Origin of the sequence: Streptomyces sp. DSM 40750 (assembly GCF_024612035.1) — a bacterium.
GTDB lineage: Bacteria > Actinomycetota > Actinomycetes > Streptomycetales > Streptomycetaceae > Streptomyces.
In genome coordinates this window covers 755,009-772,587 of the sequence record NZ_CP102513.1, presented here as the reverse complement: position 1 = coordinate 772,587, position 17,579 = coordinate 755,009, and the positions used below count along the sequence as shown (strand labels likewise).

Here is a 17,579-nt window from a genome sequence, read left to right as displayed (position 1 = left end):
GACACCGACGTTCGGCTCTCCGGGGACCAACCGAGCGGCCGACATCCGGGGCGGGCGCCGCACAGCGCCCGCCCCACCTACCGGCGGTCGGCGTCCGCGCCGACCGCACCCCGCCGCCGCACCCCCTTCGCCAGCGCCCCGCCCAGGAACCCGGTCACCAGCCCCCACAGCACGGCGAGCCCCAGCGCGGCCCACAGCCGGGCTCGCAGGAACAGCTCACCGCCCAGGTCGCCGCCGAGGTCGCCGATGCCGAGTACCGACAGTCCGTAGTGGGCGGAGACGCGGGCGACGAGGCAGATCATCAGGACGGTGAGCGCGAGGGCGGCCGCCATGTGCACAGCGTGCTGCCACAGCCGTACCCGGGCCGGGGAGCGGGCCGCCATCACGAACGCGGCGACGATCAGCAGCACGGCGTTGACGACCACGAGCCACCACACCCTGCCGTCGTACTCCGCGAGAGAGTTCAAGTTCAACGTGGAGACGTCGGGCCCGCGCATCACCTCGTCCAGCAGCTTCGGCATCGGCAGCCCGAAGGGCCCCTCGACCTGGCTGTCCCAGGTGGCGCCCAGACCGATTGTGAAGGTCAGCCACACCACGTTCGGCAGGCCCAGCAGGATCACCGCGGCAGTCTCGGCGGCATGCCCACGGGTCAGCGCCACGACCACGCCGATCACCAGCCCGAGACCGACGTAGGCCAGCAGCAGGCCGACCATCGCGTACGCGGCCGGCCGTACCGACTCCTGGAACCGCAGCAGCCGCGCCGGAAGCGCCGCCCCGGGAGACACCAGCAACGCCAGGACGAGGACCCCGGCCAGCCACAGCAGTCCGAAGAACAAGGTCGGTGCCATGGCCGTCTCGAACCCCACATCGGCGGAGGCGCCGAAGAGGTCGCCCACGTCGCCGAGCGAGATGTCGAAGGTCTGCCGGGCCGCGAGCGCGAGGCCGATCAGCGCCGCCAGCCACAGGACGGCGATGCGGGCGGCCCAGCCCGCGAGTTCGGTCGCCCCCGCGACCGCCCGGTGGCGCAGGGGCCGCAGGAACCCGGCGGCGATCACCAGCGCGCCGACCAGGGTCACCGACAGCGGGATCACGGTCAGGCCCGCCTGGGTCTCGGCGATGGATCCGGCGCCGCCGGAGAGCTCGATCGTGCCACCGACCGCCGTCACGACGGTGGCCGCCACGACCCGTGGGAAGGCGTTGTCGGGCAGATCCGCCGCACCCGCCGCCCACAGCCCGAGGGATGCCGTCACGATCATCGCGATCAGCCCGGCCAGGACCGTTCCGAGGGCCTGGAGCCAGCCATGGCGGGCGGCCACCCGCTCGGGCACCGTTCGCTGAGGACGCAGGGTCTGGGGACTCACTCTTGCCACGCTAAGCACGGCGGAGGCACTCCGCGCGCCGGGAGGGCCGAGTCCCCTCGGCTTGCGGGCGGCACGGAGCCAGAGCACACAATGGGCCTGTTGTGGAAGAAAACGGCCCCAAATATGTGAATCGCCGCAGAATCCCTACGGCGGGAGAAGACCCGTGAGCGTCGAAGAACCGTCCTCCGGCCGCCCGGCCGGACCGCCCTCCGGCCCGCTGTCCGGGCCGTCGCAACCCAGCTCCACCCCGCCCGGCCCGACGCGGCCGAGCGGTCAGGTGCCACCGGAACCGCCGAGCGACGACTCGGGCCGGGGAGGACCCGGTGGCCCAGGTGGGCCCGGCGGAGGCTCCGGCGACTCCGGGCAGGGGCCCGGCAGCCCCGGTCATCCGTGGTGGCGGTCCGCTCCCCGTATCGCCCTCATGGTCACCGCGGCCGTCGTCGCCGTGGTCCTGATCATCGTCCTCACCCGCTCGGACGACTCGGGGGGCTCGGCCGACGGCGAGGTCTTCCTCCAGGCCGCGGGCAAGACCGGCCCCGACCCGTTCACCGAGTCGACGGCGACGGACAGTTCCACCCCGCCCGAGGCCCCCACGGCGACACCGAGCAGGTCGGAACCCGCCAACGTGACACGTGCCGTGGACGGTTCGGCCCCCGGCCTCTACGGCGGCACCCGCAACAAGGCCAGCTGCGACGTCGAGAAGCAGATCAAGGCGCTCCAGGCGAACCCCGCCAAGAACAACGCGTTCGCCGCCGTACTCGGCATCAAGTCCTCCGACGTACCGGCGTATCTGCGCTCGCTCACCCCGGTGCAGCTCCGCAGGGACACCCGCGTCACCAACCACGGCTACCGCGACGGCGCCGCCACCAGCTACCAGGCCGTCCTCCAGGCCGGTACCGCCGTCCTCGTCGACGACCGAGGGGAGCCCCGGGTGCGCTGCGCCTGCGGCAACCCGCTGAAGCAGCCGGTCGCGCTGAAGACCACGCCCGAGCCGAAGGGCGACTCCTGGCCCTCGTACCGGCCGCAGAGCGTCGTGGTCATCGAGCGCTCGACGGTGATCATCAACGTGTTCATCCTCTACGACCCCGACCAGGACGACTGGTTCAGCCGCCCCTCCGGCGACACGGGCGAGAAGGACAAGAAGACCACCCCGCCCGTCAACCAGCCCTCCCCGTCGGTGTCGACGACGTTCTCCGAGGAACCGCCCTCCGAGTCGCCCGAGCCGTGCCCCTCGACTCCGAACGGCGCCCCGGACGCGGACGCCGACAAGCGCGCGAGCGCGTGCCCCTCGTCGTCCTTGGTGACCCCGTCCACCTCCGCCCCGTCGGAGTCGGAGACCTCCGAGCCCGCGACGGAGTCGGAGAGCCCCAAGACGGCCGACTCGCCGCCGGACGACACCACCACGACCGAGTCGGCGCCCCTCTCCAGCGTCCCTGAGTCGATCGGGACCCCGAGCTCCTGACCGCAGATGCGGCCGGAGTCCCCGCGACTCACGCGTCGATCGCCGCCCCGAACAGCGCGAACAAGGGGTGTAGGGGAGTTCACAGAAACCACAGCCGCTGCTTCGGCGCCCGCCGGCCGCCCTCCGCATCTACCCGGCGAGCGCCGCCCGTGCCGCGACCGCGTCGTCCGGGTCCCAGCCCTCCCTGGGTACGGCGGCCAGCAGCAACCGCGTGTACGGGTCGGCCGGTTCGCCGAGCACCCGCCGTGTCGGACCCTGCTCGACGACCTGCCCGCCGTGCATGACCAGCACCTCGTCGGTGATGTGCTGGACCACGGCTAGGTCATGGCTGACGAAGACCAGGGCGACACCGGTGTCGCGGCGGATCTCGTCCAGCAGGTGGAGGATCTGCGCCTGGATCGACACGTCCAGCGCGGCGACCGCCTCGTCCAGGACCAGCACCCGGGGGCGCACGGCGAGGGCCCGGGCGATGGCGAGCCGTTGCCGCTGCCCGCCGGACAGCTGCCGGGGCCGCGCGTCGGACTCCCGCGCGCCGAGCCCGACCTGGTCCAGCAGCTCGGCGGCCAGGTGCTCGTCCCGGCCGTGCAGACGCAGCGCGGTGCGCAGACACTGATCCGCCGTCAGCCTCGGGTCGAGCGAGATGTACGGGTCCTGGAAGACCATCTGGATCTCCCGGGCCCGGGCCAGCCGGTCCTCCCGGCGCCGTGGGGCGCGGGCTTCCCGTGCGCGGCCGTCGACCGCGACCGTGCCCGAGTCGGGGCGCACGAGCCCGACGAGCATCCGGGCCACGGTCGTCTTGCCCGAACCGGACTCCCCGACGATGCCGAGGGAGCCGCCACGGGCCACGGTGAACGACACCGCCTCGGCGGCGGTGAGGCGGCCGCGCCCCGGCAGGGGATACGTCTTGCACAACTGGTCGACGACGAGCAGGGCGCCGTCGCCGGTGGCTGGGGGCGGGGTCCTGGAGGTGTCGGTCATGACGTGGTGGTCCTTTCCGCCGAGGCCGCCGAGGCCGCCGAGGCCGCCGGGACGGACACGGCGGCGGCCGGTACACGCCGGCAGGCCGCCGTCCCACCGTCCGGCAGCGACACCGCCTCCGGGAGCCAGTTCTCGCAGTCGGGCTGGGCGTCCGGGCAGCGGGGCGCGAACGGGCAGCCGGGGAAGGAGTCGCCGAGGGACGGTGGGCGGCCCGGAATCGGCAGGAGGGTGCGTGGCGTCTCGCCGAGGGTCGGTGAGCAGGAGAGCAGGCCGCGTGTGTAGGGGTGGGCGGGATCGGCGAAGAGGGCCGCCGCGGTGCGCTCTTCGACGACCCGGCCCGCGTACATGACGTAGACACGGTCGCAGTACGCGGCGGCGAGGTGCAGGTCGTGGGTGATGAAGAGGAGTCCGGCACCGGTCTCGGCGCGCAGGACGCGCAGTTGGGCGAGGATCTCGGCCTGGGTGGTGACGTCGAGCGCGCTGGTCGCCTCGTCGGCCAGCAGCAGCCGGGGCCGCGCGGCGAGCGCTCCGGCGATGACGACACGCTGGAGCATGCCGCCGGAGAGTTCGTGCGGGCGCTGCCGCAGCCGGCGTTCCGGGTCGGGAAGACCCACGGCCGCGAGGAGTTCGGTGGCCGCCTTCCGGTCCGCTCCGCGCTCGCGGAGGAAGTCACCGATGCGGCGTACGGGGTTGAGGGCGGCCCGCGGATCCTGGTGGATCATCGCCACGGTGCGGGCCCGGTGGCGGCGAAGTTCCTCGCCGGTGAGGGAGAGGACGTCCGCGTCGCCCACCCGTAGCGTGCCGGAGACGCCCGCCCCGCCCGGCAGCAGACCGAGCGCGGCCTTCGCCGTCGTCGACTTGCCGGAGCCGGACTCGCCGACCAGGCCGACGACCTCACCCGGGGTGACCCGCAGGGAGACGTCGTCGAGGACCGGACGGGCGGCACCCGGGATCCCGACCGTCAGATGATCGATGGTGAGCAGCATCAGCCCTGCCTTCCGAGCCGGTCGGCCGCCCAGACGCCGACCACGTTGAACGACACGACGACCACGGCGATGGCCGTGCCCGGGACGAGAGCGGGCAGCAACGCGCCCTGGACGACGGCCGCCTGCCCCTCCTGCACCATCAACCCCCAGTCGGAGCTGGGCGGTTGAGCGCCGAAGCCGAGGTAGGAGAGGGTGGCCAGCGACATCAGGGCCTCCCCGAAGAGCACCACCAGATAACCGGTCACCGCCCGGCCGAGGTTCGGCACCAGGTGGAACGCGCAGATCCGGGCACCGCCCATGCCCTGCACCCGGTAGGCGTCCACATACGGCTTGCGGGCCTCGGAGAGGGCGACTGAGCGGGTGTACTTGGCGACGGTCGGCGTGTACGCGAGCCCGAGGGCCAGCACGGACGTGGTCATGCCGGCGCCGAAGACCGCGATGATCAGGACGGTGAACAGCAGCCCGGGGAAGGCGTACATGACGTCCGTGAGCCGGGAGACGAACGTGTCGACCCAGCCGCCGCGCCATGCGGCGAGCACCCCGAGGGTGACGCCGAGCAGCGCGGCCACCGCGAGCAGCAGCAGCGGAGCGATCAGGCTGGTGCGGGCGCCGTACAGGACGCGCGAGAGCAGGTCCTGCCCGGAGGCGTCGGTGCCCAGGAGGTGGTCGCCGCTGGTCCCGGCGAGCGACGCGGACAGGTCGATCGCGTCGGGCGCGTACGGCGCGAGCAGCGGAGCCAGCGCGGCGGCCAGGACGACCAGGGCCAGGAATCCGGCGGCGACCGTGACGCCGACGGGGCGGCGGGACCGTAGCCCGACCGGGGTGAGGGTGAGCGTGGTCATGTGGTGCGGGCCTCCTCGCGGACGCGCGGATCGAGGAGCGGATGAACCAGGTCCACGACGGTGGTGACGGCGATGTAACCGGTGACCATCAGCAGCAGAACGGCCTGCGCCACCGGGAAGTCATGGGTGTTGATCGCGCCGACGAGCAGCGAGCCGATACCGCTCATGCCGAACGCGGTCTCCACGACGACCGTCCCGGCGAGCATCCCCGCCATGACCAGCCCGCACATGGTGACGATCGGGCCGAGCGCGTTGCGCAGCACATGGCGGCGGACGATCTCCCGTTCCGGGATGCCGGAGGCACGGGCCGCCTCGACGTGGTCGGAGGCGGCGGCCTCCGCCATGGCCTGCCGGGTGACCCGGCTGATCAGCGCGAGCGCGCCGAGCGCCAACGACAGGGCGGGCAGCGTCAGATGGTGCACGGTGCCGGCGAAACCGTTGCCGCTGCCCGTCACCGGGAACCAGCCCAGCTGCACCCCGAACACCGACACGAGCGCGATCGCGGCGACGAACGACGGCACCGACGCGGCGAGCGTCGTCCCGCCCACGACCGCCGAGTCCACCCACGTCGACTGCTTCACCGCCGCCAGGACGCCCGCGCCCACCCCGAGCACGACGAACAGCAGCGTCGCGTAGGCGACCAGCGCCAGCGTCGTCGGCAGGCGGGCCGCGAGCAGGTCGGACACCTGGTCGCTGTACTTGAAGGAGCGGCCGAGGTCGAGATGCAGGCAGTCCCACAGCCAGCGGCCGTACTGCACGACCAGCGGCTCGTCGAGGTGGTACTGGGCGCGGACGGCCGCGAGCCGCTCGGGGGTGAGCTTGTCGCGGCCGCCGGCCAGGAAGACGGCGGGATCGCCGGGCGCCGCGTACACGGCGGCGAAGATGACGAACGAGGCGGCGAAGAGCGTGGCCAGGAATCCGGCCAGCAGCCGCGCCAGACGGACGGGCATCGCGCACTCAGCCCTTCTTGGCGCCGAGCCCGGCCGCCCACGGGTAGTAGAGGTACGCCTGCGAGGCGGGCGCCCCGGTCAACTCGTCGTCGAGCACCAGCACCGAGGGCACCTGCGCCACGGGGATCCACACGGCGGCGTCCGCGAACAGCTTCTGCACATCGATGGCGAGGGTCGCCCGCTCGTCGTCGTCGAGGGTGCCCAGCGCCTGGCGCACCTTCTCGTCGTACGTGGCGTCCTTGAAGCCGACCCAGTTGTTGGAAGAGTCGGACAGGCCGTTGTCGTAGAAGCCCATCGGGTCGGACTTGGAGATGTACCAGTCCGCGACCAGCACATCGATCTCGGCACGGGCCTGCGGATCGCTGTAGAACTCCTCGAACTGTGCGGTGGGCACCGTCTTGATCGTGCCCTTGAGCCCGATCCGCTGGAGCGCGGCCCGTACGGCGTTGGCGACGACCGTGCGGCCCTGGGTGGCGTCCGTGCCGATGACGATCGGCTCGGTGGGCGCCCCCGCCTCCTTGATCAGCCGTTTGGCCTCGGCGATGTCGTCGGCGTCGGGCGAGGCGGGCGAGGTGGCCGCCAACTCCTTCTGTGCGGCGGTGAACTCGGTCTTCGCATAGCCCCAGGAACCGGAGCCCACGGGGCTGGCCCAGGGCTCGACGAACCCGCCGTAGCCGGACTTGGCGATACCCGCCCGGTCGAGCGCCAGCGACAGCGCCTTGCGGATCTTCGGGTCCTTGAGCCCGCCCCGCTCGGTAGGGATGAGATCGAGGGTCGCGGTGGAGAGGCCGTAGTACTGGGTGAGTCCCTTGACGCCGCGCAGGGCGGAGGCGGTGTTCGGCGACTCGGCGAACGTGCCGTCGGCGGCACCGGTCTTCAGCGCGTTGACCAGGGCGCTGTCGGCCGCCCAGCGGAAGACGACCTCCTGGGTGAGCGGCTTCTCTCCCCAGTAGCCGTCGTAGGCCCGGATGGTGATCGAGTCACCGGACTTCCAGCCCGTCAGCGCGTACGGGCCCGAGCAGGCGTCGGTCTGGCCCGGGGTGCCGAAGTCCTCGCCGGCCTTCTCCACCTGCTCCTTGTTCCAGACGATGCCGGCGTCGCCGGCGAGCGCCTTGGTGAACAGGGCGTCGGGCTTCTTGAAGCGGATGGTGATCTCGTCGGCGCCGGTCTTCTCCATGGAGGCGACGTTGGGGAACTCGTCGCTCTGCTCCATGTCCGGGTCGGCGTGCCGCTTCAGACTCCAGAGCACGTCGTCGGCGGTGAGCGCGGAGCCGTCGTGGAAGGTGACGCCGTCCCGCACGGTCAGGACGAGCGTCCTGTCGTCGGGCGTGGCGGCCTTCTCGGCGAGGAAGGGCTTGATCGTCATGTCGGGCTGCAGCTGGTAGAGCCGCTCGCAGACGTTGGTGAGGACGACACGGCCGGCGCTGGTGCCCTGTGTGTCGAGGTCCAGGGAATCGGGTTCGTCCTCCAGCAGCCAGTTCACCTTCGCCACCGCGCCCTGGGCGGCGGGCGTGGTGGCGGTGAGCTTCAGCTTCGCGGCGTCGGCCGGTGCGCCGCCGGTGGCGGCCGTGTCGGCGCCGCTGCAACCGACGGTCGTGAGCAGACCCGCGGCGGCCAGCCCGGCGGTCACCGCTCTCCGCTTGTACGTTGTCATCGTCCCTGTCATCGTCATCTGCATCGTCATCGCCATCGGATGAACTCCTGTGCTCTCAGCTGGGACAGTCGGTGGAGGGGGCGCCGTGCGGGCCGTCGTAGAGGTTCCACGGCAGGTGTTGGTAGTCGCGGTCGCAGGGGGTGCCCGCGGTCACGTGGTAGTCGCCGCTGGTCAGGTCCACGCAGGAGGAGACCAGCGTGGTCCAGTGCTCCACGACGGGCCGGCGCGGATCGGGGTGGGTGCACAACGACTCGGGCAGTCCGAGGTGGTCGGACATGGCCTGCTTGATCAGCTTGCGGGACTCGTCGGGCCCGGTGGACCCGCGCAGCGCCTGCAGACCCTGCTCGGCGCGGGGTACGCGCACCAGCGAGTCCGAGGACAACGGGCGGTAGTCGGCGGCGATGGCCGCGGGGACCCCCGCCTGGTAGTGGTTGCCGTGCACCAGGAGCCCGTCCCGCGCGTGCATCCAGCCGTGCCCGGCGGGCGTGGTCTCCAGATCGATGGCGAAGCCCTCACGGCAGGTCAGCAGCGCGTTGGAGGCGATGTGCGCCCGGGTGCGGCACAGCACGTCCAGCGCGTCCGTGATACTCGCCTGGTCCAGGACGCTGCGGCGGACCACGGTCTGCGGCAGGCCGACGCTGTCGTCGAACCGTCCGCCCAGACCGTTGGCGTTGAGCGCGATGCCCGCCGAGTTGGCGCCCTGGCGGCCGACCTGCCCGGCCTCGACCTGCATGATCAGCGTCGGCGCGGGGGGCTGCACGATCCGCAGCATGACGACCGTGTCGCCCACACCCGCCCGCCAGTCCCAGTTCTGCCCGGCCCACACATGACCGTCGCCGCTGGCCGGCCCGTACAGGGCGAACGAGGTGCAGCCCTCGACCCGCTCCTCGGCGACCGTCTCCTCCGACGCGGACTCGGACACCATCGTCGCGAACGACTGGTCGTAGAGGACCTCGCCACGGGCGTTGAGCGCCAGCACGTCCAGGAGCGTCACGCCCGCCCCGTCGGCGATGCCCCGCATCTCCTCCAACAGCTGGGGTGCGTACGCGTCCACCGGTTCCTGCCAGCGGGACGCGCGGGCGGTGACCTGGTCCCAGGTCAGCCCGGCGGCGTGACCGAAGGCCTCCTCGTAGTAGGCGAGCGCCGCGTGCAGTTGGGGCCGCACGGCCTCGCCGTACTGCCGCCCGCGCTCCAGGGGAGCGCCGGAGATCTCGACCAGGGGGAGGGAGCGGGATGAGGGGGCTGCCGGGGCAGAGGGGGATGCCATTCTTCTCCTCGCGACGGAGAGCTGCCCGTACCCCCGACGTGCTGTAACGTCGGTTACGAGAATCTCTCCTCTTGGAATGCGTTGTCCAGGAGAGTAACGGCCGTCACAAGGAAGTCAATGTCTGTAATGAAAATTTCAGATCACGGGGATCTCGGAGACGGGCTGGCCCGGCTCCGCGCGGCGGTCCGTGACCACTGGGAGAGCCTGTCCGCCTCCGAGCGCGCGGTCGCCCAGTACCTCGCCAGCGCCCCCGTCGAGCAACTCCTCTTCGCCGGCGCCCAGGAGCTCGGCACGGCCAGCGGGACCAGCAACGCCACCGTGGTCCGCGCGCTCCAGCGTCTCGGCTACGCCGGTCTGCCCGCCCTCAAGCGTGAACTGGCCACCGGCTTCACCGCGGCCGTGGCGCCCGAGGTGCGGCTGAAGCAGCGCATCGCCCATGTCGGCCCGGACCTCGACGGCATCTGGAGCGATGTGATCGACGAGGCCCAGGAACGCATCGAGCAGACCCGGCGGCTGACCGAGCCGGACGCCCTGCGTGCCGCCGTGGCCGCGCTCGCCGACGCCGGGGAGATCCACTGCTTCGGGATCGCCGCCTCCGAACCGGCCGCCCGCCACCTGTCGTTGGCGCTGGGCCGCATCGACCGCCGGTCCCGCTTCTCCGGCGCCACCGGGTTCGCCCTCGCCGACCATTTGCTGGCGCTGCGTCAGGGCGACGCCGTGGTGATCTTCCAACCCGGGCGTGCCCTGCACGAGCTGACCGTGCTCGTCGAACGCGCGCGAGCGGTCGGGGCGCGGGTCGTCCTCGTCACCGACGAACTCGGAGAGGAGTTCGGCGACCGCGTGGACGCCGTCCTGACCGCACCGCACACCCCCACGGGCATCACCTCGGAGGCGCTCACCGCGCTCGTCGTGGCGGATGTGCTGCTCCTCGCCCTGACGACTCTGGACGAGACACGGGCCGTCGACACCTCCCACCAACTCACCGTACTGCGCGAGCAGTTGATGCCCACCAGAAGCAACCGGAAGGGCTGACCGGCGGAAAAGCGGTGGCGCACCGGTGCGACGACCGCCGATGCTCCTCCGCATGAGTGACAGTCTTGAGACGCGGCCCGACGAACAGCCCCTGCCGGAGCGGAAGCCCGGCTGGGGCGACAGGTTCGTCGGACCCGAAGGGGATCCGCGCAGCGAAGGAGGCTACGAGGGGGAGCGGGCCACCCTGGTCGGGTACCTCCGCGACCAGCGGCTGACCCTGGAGCTGAAGTGCGCGGGGCTCGACGCCGAGGCCCTGGCCCGTCGCTCGGTGCCGCCGTCCGACATGTCGCTGCTGGGGCTCGTACGCCACCTGGCCGGCGTGGAACAGTACTGGTTCCGCGAGGCGTTGGCAGGACAGCGGGAGCCACGCCACTACCGCGCCGGAGACGACCCCGATGGGGACTTCAACGATGCCGTGGCCGACCCCGAGGCCGTCGCCGACGCCTGGGAGACCTGGCGCTCCGAGGTCGACTTCGCCGAGCGGTTCGTCGCCGCGGCCCCCGACCTGGGCATCACCGGCCGCCACGACGACGAGCCCATCGCCCTCCGCGAGGTCCTCGTCCACATGATCGAGGAGTACGCCCGCCACAACGGCCACGCCGACTTCCTGCGCGAACGCATCGACGGCCGCATCGGCCAGTGACGTCCGGTGCGGGACCGGGATTTCCCTGAGGGCGGAACGCCGCCCCCTTCCCCTCCCGCTCGGAGTTCCTACGCTGAAGAAGTGAGCCGACAAGCGCCGAACGAAGCCCGAGTCATCCCGCTACGCCCGACAGTGGCCCCTCCCGCCGGCGGCCCACCCGCCAAGGAACCCCTGTGGCGCGACCTCGTCGGTGACGTCCTCCGGCGCGAACGGCTCGCCCAGGAACGCACGTTGAAGGACGTGGCCGACACGGCGCGGATCTCGATGCCGTACCTCTCCGAGGTGGAACGGGGCCGCAAGGAGGCCTCGTCCGAGGTCCTCGCGGCCGCCGCCCAGGCCCTCGGCCTGAGCCTGGGCGACCTACTCTCCCTGGCCCAGACCGAACTGACCCGCCATACGCCCCACACCCGCAGGACGACCAACGCCCCCTACAACGGGCTGTGCCTCGCAGCCTGACCAGGCTCACCACCCGCGCCCCAAAGGGGCGCGGGGAACTGCGCGAGCAACCACAATCAGCCCCGCAGCCGCCACACAAGCGATGTACCCCACCCGGTCGGCGGGCCCTCAGTCACCCACCACCCGCCGACCCAACACCTCGTCCGCCAGCCCGTACGCCACCGCCTCCTCCGCCGTGAACACCTTGTCCCGATCCATGTCGGCCCGCAGCTCCCCCGCATCACGGTGCGTATGCCGGGCGAGAACCCCCTCGACCTGCGCACGGATCCGCACCATCTCCTTGGCCTGAAGGGAGAGGTCGGAGACCGTGCCCTGCCGGCCACCACTCGCCGGCTGCCCCAGCAGCACCCGCGCGTGCTCCAGTACGAACCGCCGCCCGGGGTCCCCGCCGGCCAGCAGCACCGCCGCCGTGGAGGCCGCCTGCCCGACGCAGAACGTCGAGATCGGCGCCTGCACGAACGTCATCGTGTCGTAGATCGCCATCAGGGAAGTGAACGATCCCCCGGGCGAGTTGATGTAGATCGCGATCTCGCTCTCCGGCGCCGACGACTCCAGATGGAGCAGCTGCGCGATGACGACGTTGGCCACCCCGTCGTCGATCTCCGTGCCGAGGAAGATGATCCGCTCGGACAGCAGCCGGCTGAACACGTCGTACGACCGCTCGCCCTGCGGCGTCCGCTCGACCACGTTCGGAATGGTGTACGTCCCCATCACTGCAGCCCCATCCGTCGGCGGGTCGCGGCCGGCCGTACGTCGTCGAGCGACTCGACGACCCGGTCGACCATCCCGTACTCCTTGGCCTGCTCGGCCGTGAACCAGCGGTCGCGGTCGCCGTCCCGGGAGATCGTCTCCTCGGACTGGCCGGTGTGCTCCGCGGTGATCCGCTCGATGGCCCTCTTGGTGAACTCCAGGTTCTCCGCCTGGATCTCGATGTCCGCGGTGGTGCCGCCGATGCCCGCCGACGGCTGGTGCATCATGATCCGCGCGTTGGGCAGCGCGAACCGCTTCCCGCGCGTGCCCACGCTCAGCAGGAACTGGCCCATGCTCGCCGCGAAACCCATCGCCAGCGTCGCCACGTCGTTCGGGATCAGCCGCATCGTGTCGTAGATGGCGAGACCCGCGGTCACCGAACCGCCCGGGCTGTTGATGTACAGACTGATGTCGGTGCGCGGGTCCTCCGCCGACAGCACCAGCAGCTGCGCGCAGACCCGGTTCGCGGAGACCTCGTCGACCTGGGTGCCGAGGAAGACGATCCGCTGCGCGAGCAGCTGCGCGGCGAGATGGTCGTCGAAGCGTGACGGCGGGGTGTCACCCTCCTCGGCACGCGGGGCGAGCGTCGGCGCCCAGCCGGTGATCAGTGGAGCCACGGTTCCTCCCTGAGGATTGACGCGACCGCGGTGGCCGCTGCCCCCACTCTCCCCACGAACCACCGCCCACCTGGACTTTCTCTGCCCGTGGCAGATTCGCCGACAGCAGAGGACCGCCCTCTCCCCGGCCCGTCGCCACGCGTGGCCGCGCCACCGATGAGTTTCCGGACCAGGATCGGTCGACTCAGGAGACGACACACCCCGCCGGAGGAGGCGCACATGTCCAGCGACGGATTCACCACCTGCCTGTGGTTCGACGGCCAGGCCGAGGAAGCGGCCGCCCACTACGTATCGATCTTCAAGAACTCCCGGATCGGCAGGGTCACCCACTACGGCGAAGGCATGCCCCAGCCGGCCGGCTCCGTGCTCACCGTGGAGTTCGTGGCCAACGGGCAGAAGTTCATCGCGCTGAACGGCGGCCCGCAGTTCAAGTTCAGCGAGGCCATCTCCTTCCAGATCCTCTGCGAGGACCAGGACGAGATCGACTACTACTGGAACAGCCTCACCGAGGGCGGCGAGGGCGGCCAATGCGGATGGCTCAAGGACAGGTTCGGCGTGTCCTGGCAGATCGAACCCACCGCACTCCTCGACATGATCAGCGACCCGGACCCGCAGAAGTCGGCCCGCGTGTACGCGGCGATGATGCCGATGGGCAAACTCGACCTCGCCGCGCTGCGGAAGGCGTACGCGGGCGAATAGCCGACTCCGGACACCCCCTCGCCCTGGTGGACGGCTCCCGTGGGAAGACCTCCCGCCAGGGCGCACACAAGGATTTCGGCAGTTCTTCACCCACGCCGGGTAGCGGTTGCAAAGGCGGCTGGTGAGGCTTTCCTGTGCACCGCCTGACCCGGAGGAACCTTGAACGTCTCCCTGACCACCTGGCTGCTCACCATCGTCGCCCTGTGCGTCCTTGTCGCCGTCGACTTCTTCATCGGCCGCAAACCCCATGACGTGTCGATCAAGGAGGCCGGCATCTGGTCGGCCGTCTGGATCGCCCTGGCGATCGCGTTCGGCCTCGGCGTGCTGGCCGTCGGCGGGGGCAAGCCCGCGGGAGAGTTCTTCGCGGGCTTCATCACCGAGAAGTCCCTGAGCGTCGACAACCTCTTCGTCTTCGTCCTGATCATGGCGAAGTTCGCCGTGCCCTCGCAGTACCAGCAACGCGTCCTGATGGTCGGCGTCCTCATGGCGCTGGTGCTCCGCGCGATCTTCATCGCGGCCGGCGCGGCGATCATCGCCGGCTTCTCCTGGGTCTTCTACATCTTCGGCGCGTTCCTGATCTACACCGCTTGGAAGCTGGTCGAGGACGCCCGCAAGGGCGGCCACGAGGAGGAGTACGAGGAGAACAAGCTCCTCAAGGCGGTGGAGAATCGATTCGGCGTGGCCGACCGGTACCACGGCACCAAGCTGTGGATCGAGCAGAACGGCAAGCGTGTCATGACGCCGATGCTCGTCGTGATGCTCGCGATCGGCTCCACCGACGTCCTGTTCGCCCTCGACTCCATCCCCGCGATCTACGGCCTCACCCAGGACCCGTACATCGTCTTCACGGCCAACGCGTTCGCGCTCATGGGCCTGCGCCAGCTGTACTTCCTCATCGGCGGCCTCCTGAAGAAGCTCGTCCACCTCTCCTACGGCCTGTCGGTCATCCTCGGCTTCATCGGCGTCAAGCTCGTCCTCCACGCCCTGCACGAGTCCGGCGTCCACGTACCGGAGATCTCCATCCCCTTCTCGCTCGGCTTCATCGTCCTGGTCCTCGCGGTGACGACGGCGACCAGCCTGTGGGCGTCGAAGAAGCAGGCGGAGCGGCAGCAGGCGCCGGCGGACCCGGAGGAGGAGCGCGCCTCCGAGGAGGTCTAGACGCCCCGCTCCCCGCCCGTGTGCGCGGGCAGGTGGCTCACCACGAGAGCGGCGGCCTCCGCGGGGGTCGCGCACTCGCCGAGGAGATCGGTGTAGCCGGAGGAGTAGACCTGGTACGGCGGCCCGCCGTACAGGATGAACGGTGCCTCGTCGTGGTCCGAGTCGGGCCACGGCGGGGCGCTGCGCAAGAAGTGCAGCGTGCCGTGGGTGGGGAACGGGTAGCGGGCGCGCAGGCTCGGCTCGGCGTATGCGGCCTCGACGACGACGGGCAGCGCGTCGTGCGTGGCGCCCCGCGTCCCGGGCCTGCGTTCCAGGAGCCAGTGCCAGGCCGTCGCGATGTCAGGAGCTTCGGACACGAGCGCCATCCTCCGGGTTCCCGGGCTCGGCCACAAGTGATCACTGGGAGGCCGACCGGGATCGCTTCCACGGCGTCTCAGGTGCTCGCCTCGCTGATCACCCGCGTGATCTCCCGGGCGATCCGTGTGATGCCCGGCGAGAGCACCGGGCACGGCTTCGGCTTCGACGTCGTCGGGGCCAGGCAGAAGTGGAGGTAGTCCTCGTCGTGGTGGAGGGCCGTGCGGTCCTGGCCCGGCTGGGTGCAGTAGCCGTCGTGCTCGCGCTCGTACGCGGTGCACGGCAGGTACTGGGTCCAGGCGTAGCGGTCGGAGCCCGGGCTCACGGCCCTGCCGGCGTCGGCGACGAGGTCACCGGAGGCCTTGGCCTGCTTCTCGTACAGGGCGTTCACCCGGCGGACCCGGTCAGGGGTGATCGGGTCCGGGCCCTGGAGCACCCACACGATCTTCGGCCGGTGGGTGCCGCCCGCGTTCGCGATCTGCTCGGTGAGCTGGGATGCGGCGGCCGTGTACCGCTCGAAGTACTTCGCGCGGGCCTTGTCGTAGGTGATCCCGTCCATGCACGGCGTGTAGTCCCACGCGTTGCCCCAGAACTGAAGCACGACGTAGTCCGGGCTCAGCCGCCGCACCAGCGCGGCCGCCTTGTCCTTCGTCGGGACGAGCGACCGGTCGGCGGTGCCCTCCAGGTAGTCGCACAGGGTGGTGCCCGAGTACGGGGCGCTCGTGTAGCGGGCGTCGAGGTCGGCCTCCAGTGACGCGCCGAGGACCTTCTGGTTCTCCATGGCGAGCGAGTCCCCGAGATAGAGCACCACGGGCGCCGGCTTCGCCGCGCGGGCGTCGGGGGACGCGGTGGCGGCCCGCTGACGCGTGGTCGGTGACGGGTCCGGTGCCGCGGCCGACGGTGGTGCCTCCTCGGGCGCCGACTCAGGGTCCCCGCACGCGCCGAGCAGCAGCGCGGCGAGCACCGCCCCCGCCACTCCCACGATCCACGGCTTGCGCATACGGCGACTCCCGCCCCGGCCATCGAAACGGCTCCCCAGGCAAGCACAGCCGGGAGCAAGGGGGAAGACCCGTGTCGGCCACGAGGGCGCCCGGCCTCGCCGGACGCCCTCACGCGGTCAGGTCACGGCGTCATGCCGCCGGAGCACGCGGCCCCCGGCTCCGGCGTCTGCTCGCCCTGCACGTACTTGTCGAGGAACTTCTGGACCTTCGGGTCGGACGCCTTGTCCACCTTCAGCTGGTGCTCCCAGGCGCTCAGCACGATCGGCGAGGACTGGTCCTCGTAGGGGCTCATGAAGGTGTACGTCGTGTTGGTCACGAGCTTGCTCAGCGACTCGACGTCGGCCTTGGCCGCCTTGTCGTTGTACGTGATCCAGACGGCGCCGTGCTCCAGCCCGTGCACGGCGTTCTCGTTCGGCACGGCCTTGGTGTACACCTGCTTGTCGCAGTTGACCCACACCGCGCTGTGGTCGCCGCCGACCGGCGGGCTCATCTTGTAGTCGACAGTCTCGGAGACGTGGTTCTGGGTGAGCTTCGACCAGCTCTTCACGCCGTCGATCGGCGCGGCCTTCGCCTCCTCCTTCTCCTGGGCGGAGTCGATCAGGTACCAGCCGCCGCCTGCGAGTCCGGCAAGGATCGCGGCGGTGACGCCCAGCGTGATCAGGCGCATACGCCGCTCACGGGCCTGCTCTGCCTTGCGTATCTCCTCGACGCGGGCGCGCCGCGCCGCCTCCCGGGCCTTGGGGCTGTTGTTCTTGCCCTTCGGGCCGTTGTTCTTGGCCTTCGCCTTGGATGAAGCCATGGGGATGTCCTTCTCCCCGCCGTGCCGCACGGGCAGGGCGGTCCTGCGAGTCGTCTTGGGTCTGTCGGGCGGGGGCCGGTGTCCGGCCTAGACGCGGAGCAACTGCAGTTCGTGGAGATCGGGAGGGCGGGCCCGCCCCGGCTCCCGGGCCCCGTCGAGCGCGACCGGCGCCGGGGCCGTCGCGGGCTGCCAGGTCGCCGCGGTGTGGTCCGCGCCGGGCAACGGCACCTGGCCGAGAACCGCTCGCGGGTCGGGGGAGTGGCAGCCGTGCCGACCCGGACCGTGCTCGCAGGGGGCGCGCTCCACATGATCCGCCCGCACGGCGACCGAGCGCTCCTCCACCGGTGCCGACACCGAATGCGGGCGCTGCCGCGGACCGTCACCGGGAGGCGAGCCCGCACAGAACAACAGGAATGTGGTGAGGGCCAACGAGACCACGAGCACCAGGCGCGCCGACCGGCTCCGGGCGCACGGCATCGCCGTACGACTGAAGGGCCGGCCGGACATGGATCCACCTGATGAGTCGAGGCGAACGGGAGTGCGAGCGCCGCTGAAATTATCAGACGACGC

Annotated in this window: 19 protein-coding genes; 6 read left to right on the top strand and 13 right to left on the bottom strand. The window is 71.2% G+C overall.

Annotation, left to right across the window (positions count from 1 at the left end):
• Nucleotides 1-77: 77 nt before the first annotated feature.
• Nucleotides 78-1,361 carry a streptophobe family protein gene (locus JIX55_RS03760; RefSeq protein WP_257561778.1) on the bottom strand — a complete coding sequence of 428 codons (1,284 nt, stop codon included), beginning with the start codon at nucleotides 1,359-1,361 and terminating at the stop codon, nucleotides 78-80.
• A 163-nt stretch (nucleotides 1,362-1,524) separates the two neighbouring features.
• Between JIX55_RS03760 and JIX55_RS03755 the strand changes: the two genes are divergently transcribed.
• Nucleotides 1,525-2,823, top strand: coding sequence for a DUF6777 domain-containing protein (locus JIX55_RS03755; protein WP_257561777.1), 1,299 nt, complete (start codon nucleotides 1,525-1,527; stop codon nucleotides 2,821-2,823).
• 129 nt (nucleotides 2,824-2,952) lie between these two features.
• Here JIX55_RS03755 and JIX55_RS03750 read toward each other — a convergent pair whose 3' ends face one another.
• Genes JIX55_RS03750 through JIX55_RS03725 form a run of 6 tightly spaced genes read right to left on the bottom strand, consistent with a single transcriptional unit; the run spans nucleotide 2,953 to nucleotide 9,500 of the window.
• Nucleotides 2,953-3,801 carry an ABC transporter ATP-binding protein gene (locus tag JIX55_RS03750; protein WP_257561776.1) on the bottom strand — a complete coding sequence of 283 codons (849 nt, stop codon included), beginning with the start codon at nucleotides 3,799-3,801 and terminating at the stop codon, nucleotides 2,953-2,955.
• The gene (locus JIX55_RS03745) at nucleotides 3,798-4,787 is read right to left on the bottom strand and encodes an ABC transporter ATP-binding protein (RefSeq protein ID WP_257561775.1); all 990 of its coding nucleotides are present in this window, start codon (nucleotides 4,785-4,787) and stop codon (nucleotides 3,798-3,800) included. The genes JIX55_RS03750 and JIX55_RS03745 overlap by 4 nt, the downstream gene beginning before the upstream one ends.
• Entirely contained in the window at nucleotides 4,787-5,629 is an 843-nt protein-coding gene (locus JIX55_RS03740) for an ABC transporter permease (RefSeq protein WP_257561773.1), read from the bottom strand. Before JIX55_RS03740 ends, JIX55_RS03745 begins: the two co-directional genes overlap by 1 nt.
• A complete protein-coding gene (locus JIX55_RS03735; protein WP_257561772.1) occupies nucleotides 5,626-6,579 on the bottom strand; it encodes an ABC transporter permease in 954 nt (317 codons plus the stop codon). The genes JIX55_RS03740 and JIX55_RS03735 overlap by 4 nt, the downstream gene beginning before the upstream one ends.
• A 7-nt stretch (nucleotides 6,580-6,586) precedes the next feature.
• Nucleotides 6,587-8,233, bottom strand: a complete 1,647-nt coding sequence (locus JIX55_RS03730) for an ABC transporter substrate-binding protein (protein WP_257561771.1) — start codon at nucleotides 8,231-8,233, stop codon at nucleotides 6,587-6,589.
• A gap of 55 nt (nucleotides 8,234-8,288) precedes the next feature.
• Nucleotides 8,289-9,500, bottom strand: coding sequence for a C45 family autoproteolytic acyltransferase/hydolase (locus JIX55_RS03725; protein WP_257561770.1), 1,212 nt, complete (start codon nucleotides 9,498-9,500; stop codon nucleotides 8,289-8,291).
• Between the two features lie 126 nt (nucleotides 9,501-9,626).
• On the opposite strand from JIX55_RS03725, the gene JIX55_RS03720 reads away from it, so the two are divergent.
• From JIX55_RS03720 to JIX55_RS03710, 3 genes are all read left to right on the top strand, one after another.
• Nucleotides 9,627-10,532, top strand: a complete 906-nt coding sequence (locus tag JIX55_RS03720) for a MurR/RpiR family transcriptional regulator (RefSeq protein WP_257561769.1) — start codon at nucleotides 9,627-9,629, stop codon at nucleotides 10,530-10,532.
• A gap of 52 nt (nucleotides 10,533-10,584) precedes the next feature.
• On the top strand, nucleotides 10,585-11,175 hold the full coding sequence (locus tag JIX55_RS03715; protein WP_257561768.1) for a DinB family protein: 591 nt from the start codon (nucleotides 10,585-10,587) through the stop codon (nucleotides 11,173-11,175).
• Nucleotides 11,176-11,256: 81 nt separating this feature from the next.
• Nucleotides 11,257-11,631 carry a helix-turn-helix domain-containing protein gene (locus JIX55_RS03710; protein ID WP_306819979.1) on the top strand — a complete coding sequence of 125 codons (375 nt, stop codon included), beginning with the start codon at nucleotides 11,257-11,259 and terminating at the stop codon, nucleotides 11,629-11,631.
• Nucleotides 11,632-11,739: 108 nt separating this feature from the next.
• Here JIX55_RS03710 and JIX55_RS03705 read toward each other — a convergent pair whose 3' ends face one another.
• A complete protein-coding gene (locus JIX55_RS03705; protein WP_257561767.1) occupies nucleotides 11,740-12,342 on the bottom strand; it encodes a ClpP family protease in 603 nt (200 codons plus the stop codon).
• Entirely contained in the window at nucleotides 12,342-12,998 is a 657-nt protein-coding gene (locus JIX55_RS03700; protein ID WP_257561766.1) for an ATP-dependent Clp protease proteolytic subunit, read from the bottom strand. Before JIX55_RS03700 ends, JIX55_RS03705 begins: the two co-directional genes overlap by 1 nt.
• A 219-nt stretch (nucleotides 12,999-13,217) precedes the next feature.
• Here JIX55_RS03700 and JIX55_RS03695 point away from each other — a divergent pair, with 219 nt between their 5' ends.
• Together JIX55_RS03695 and JIX55_RS03690 are read left to right on the top strand one after the other, a co-directional pair.
• Entirely contained in the window at nucleotides 13,218-13,697 is a 480-nt protein-coding gene (locus JIX55_RS03695) for a VOC family protein (RefSeq protein ID WP_257561765.1), read from the top strand.
• Between the two features lie 159 nt (nucleotides 13,698-13,856).
• Nucleotides 13,857-14,855 (top strand): TerC family protein, encoded by a 999-nt coding sequence (locus JIX55_RS03690; RefSeq protein WP_257561764.1) that lies wholly within the window; start codon nucleotides 13,857-13,859, stop codon nucleotides 14,853-14,855.
• On the opposite strand, the gene JIX55_RS03685 is transcribed toward JIX55_RS03690, so the two are convergent.
• From JIX55_RS03685 to JIX55_RS03670, 4 genes are all read right to left on the bottom strand, one after another.
• Complete coding sequence (locus JIX55_RS03685; RefSeq protein ID WP_257561763.1) at nucleotides 14,852-15,211, bottom strand: DUF6193 family natural product biosynthesis protein; 360 nt, start codon at nucleotides 15,209-15,211, stop codon at nucleotides 14,852-14,854. The genes JIX55_RS03690 and JIX55_RS03685 overlap by 4 nt on opposite strands.
• A 77-nt stretch (nucleotides 15,212-15,288) precedes the next feature.
• Entirely contained in the window at nucleotides 15,289-16,209 is a 921-nt protein-coding gene (locus JIX55_RS03680) for an SGNH/GDSL hydrolase family protein (RefSeq protein ID WP_257561762.1), read from the bottom strand.
• 122 nt (nucleotides 16,210-16,331) lie between these two features.
• A complete protein-coding gene (locus JIX55_RS03675) occupies nucleotides 16,332-17,009 on the bottom strand; it encodes a DUF3105 domain-containing protein (RefSeq protein ID WP_257561761.1) in 678 nt (225 codons plus the stop codon).
• A gap of 87 nt (nucleotides 17,010-17,096) precedes the next feature.
• Nucleotides 17,097-17,516 (bottom strand): DUF6153 family protein, encoded by a 420-nt coding sequence (locus JIX55_RS03670; RefSeq protein WP_257561760.1) that lies wholly within the window; start codon nucleotides 17,514-17,516, stop codon nucleotides 17,097-17,099.
• Between the last annotated feature and the right edge of the window lie 63 nt (nucleotides 17,517-17,579).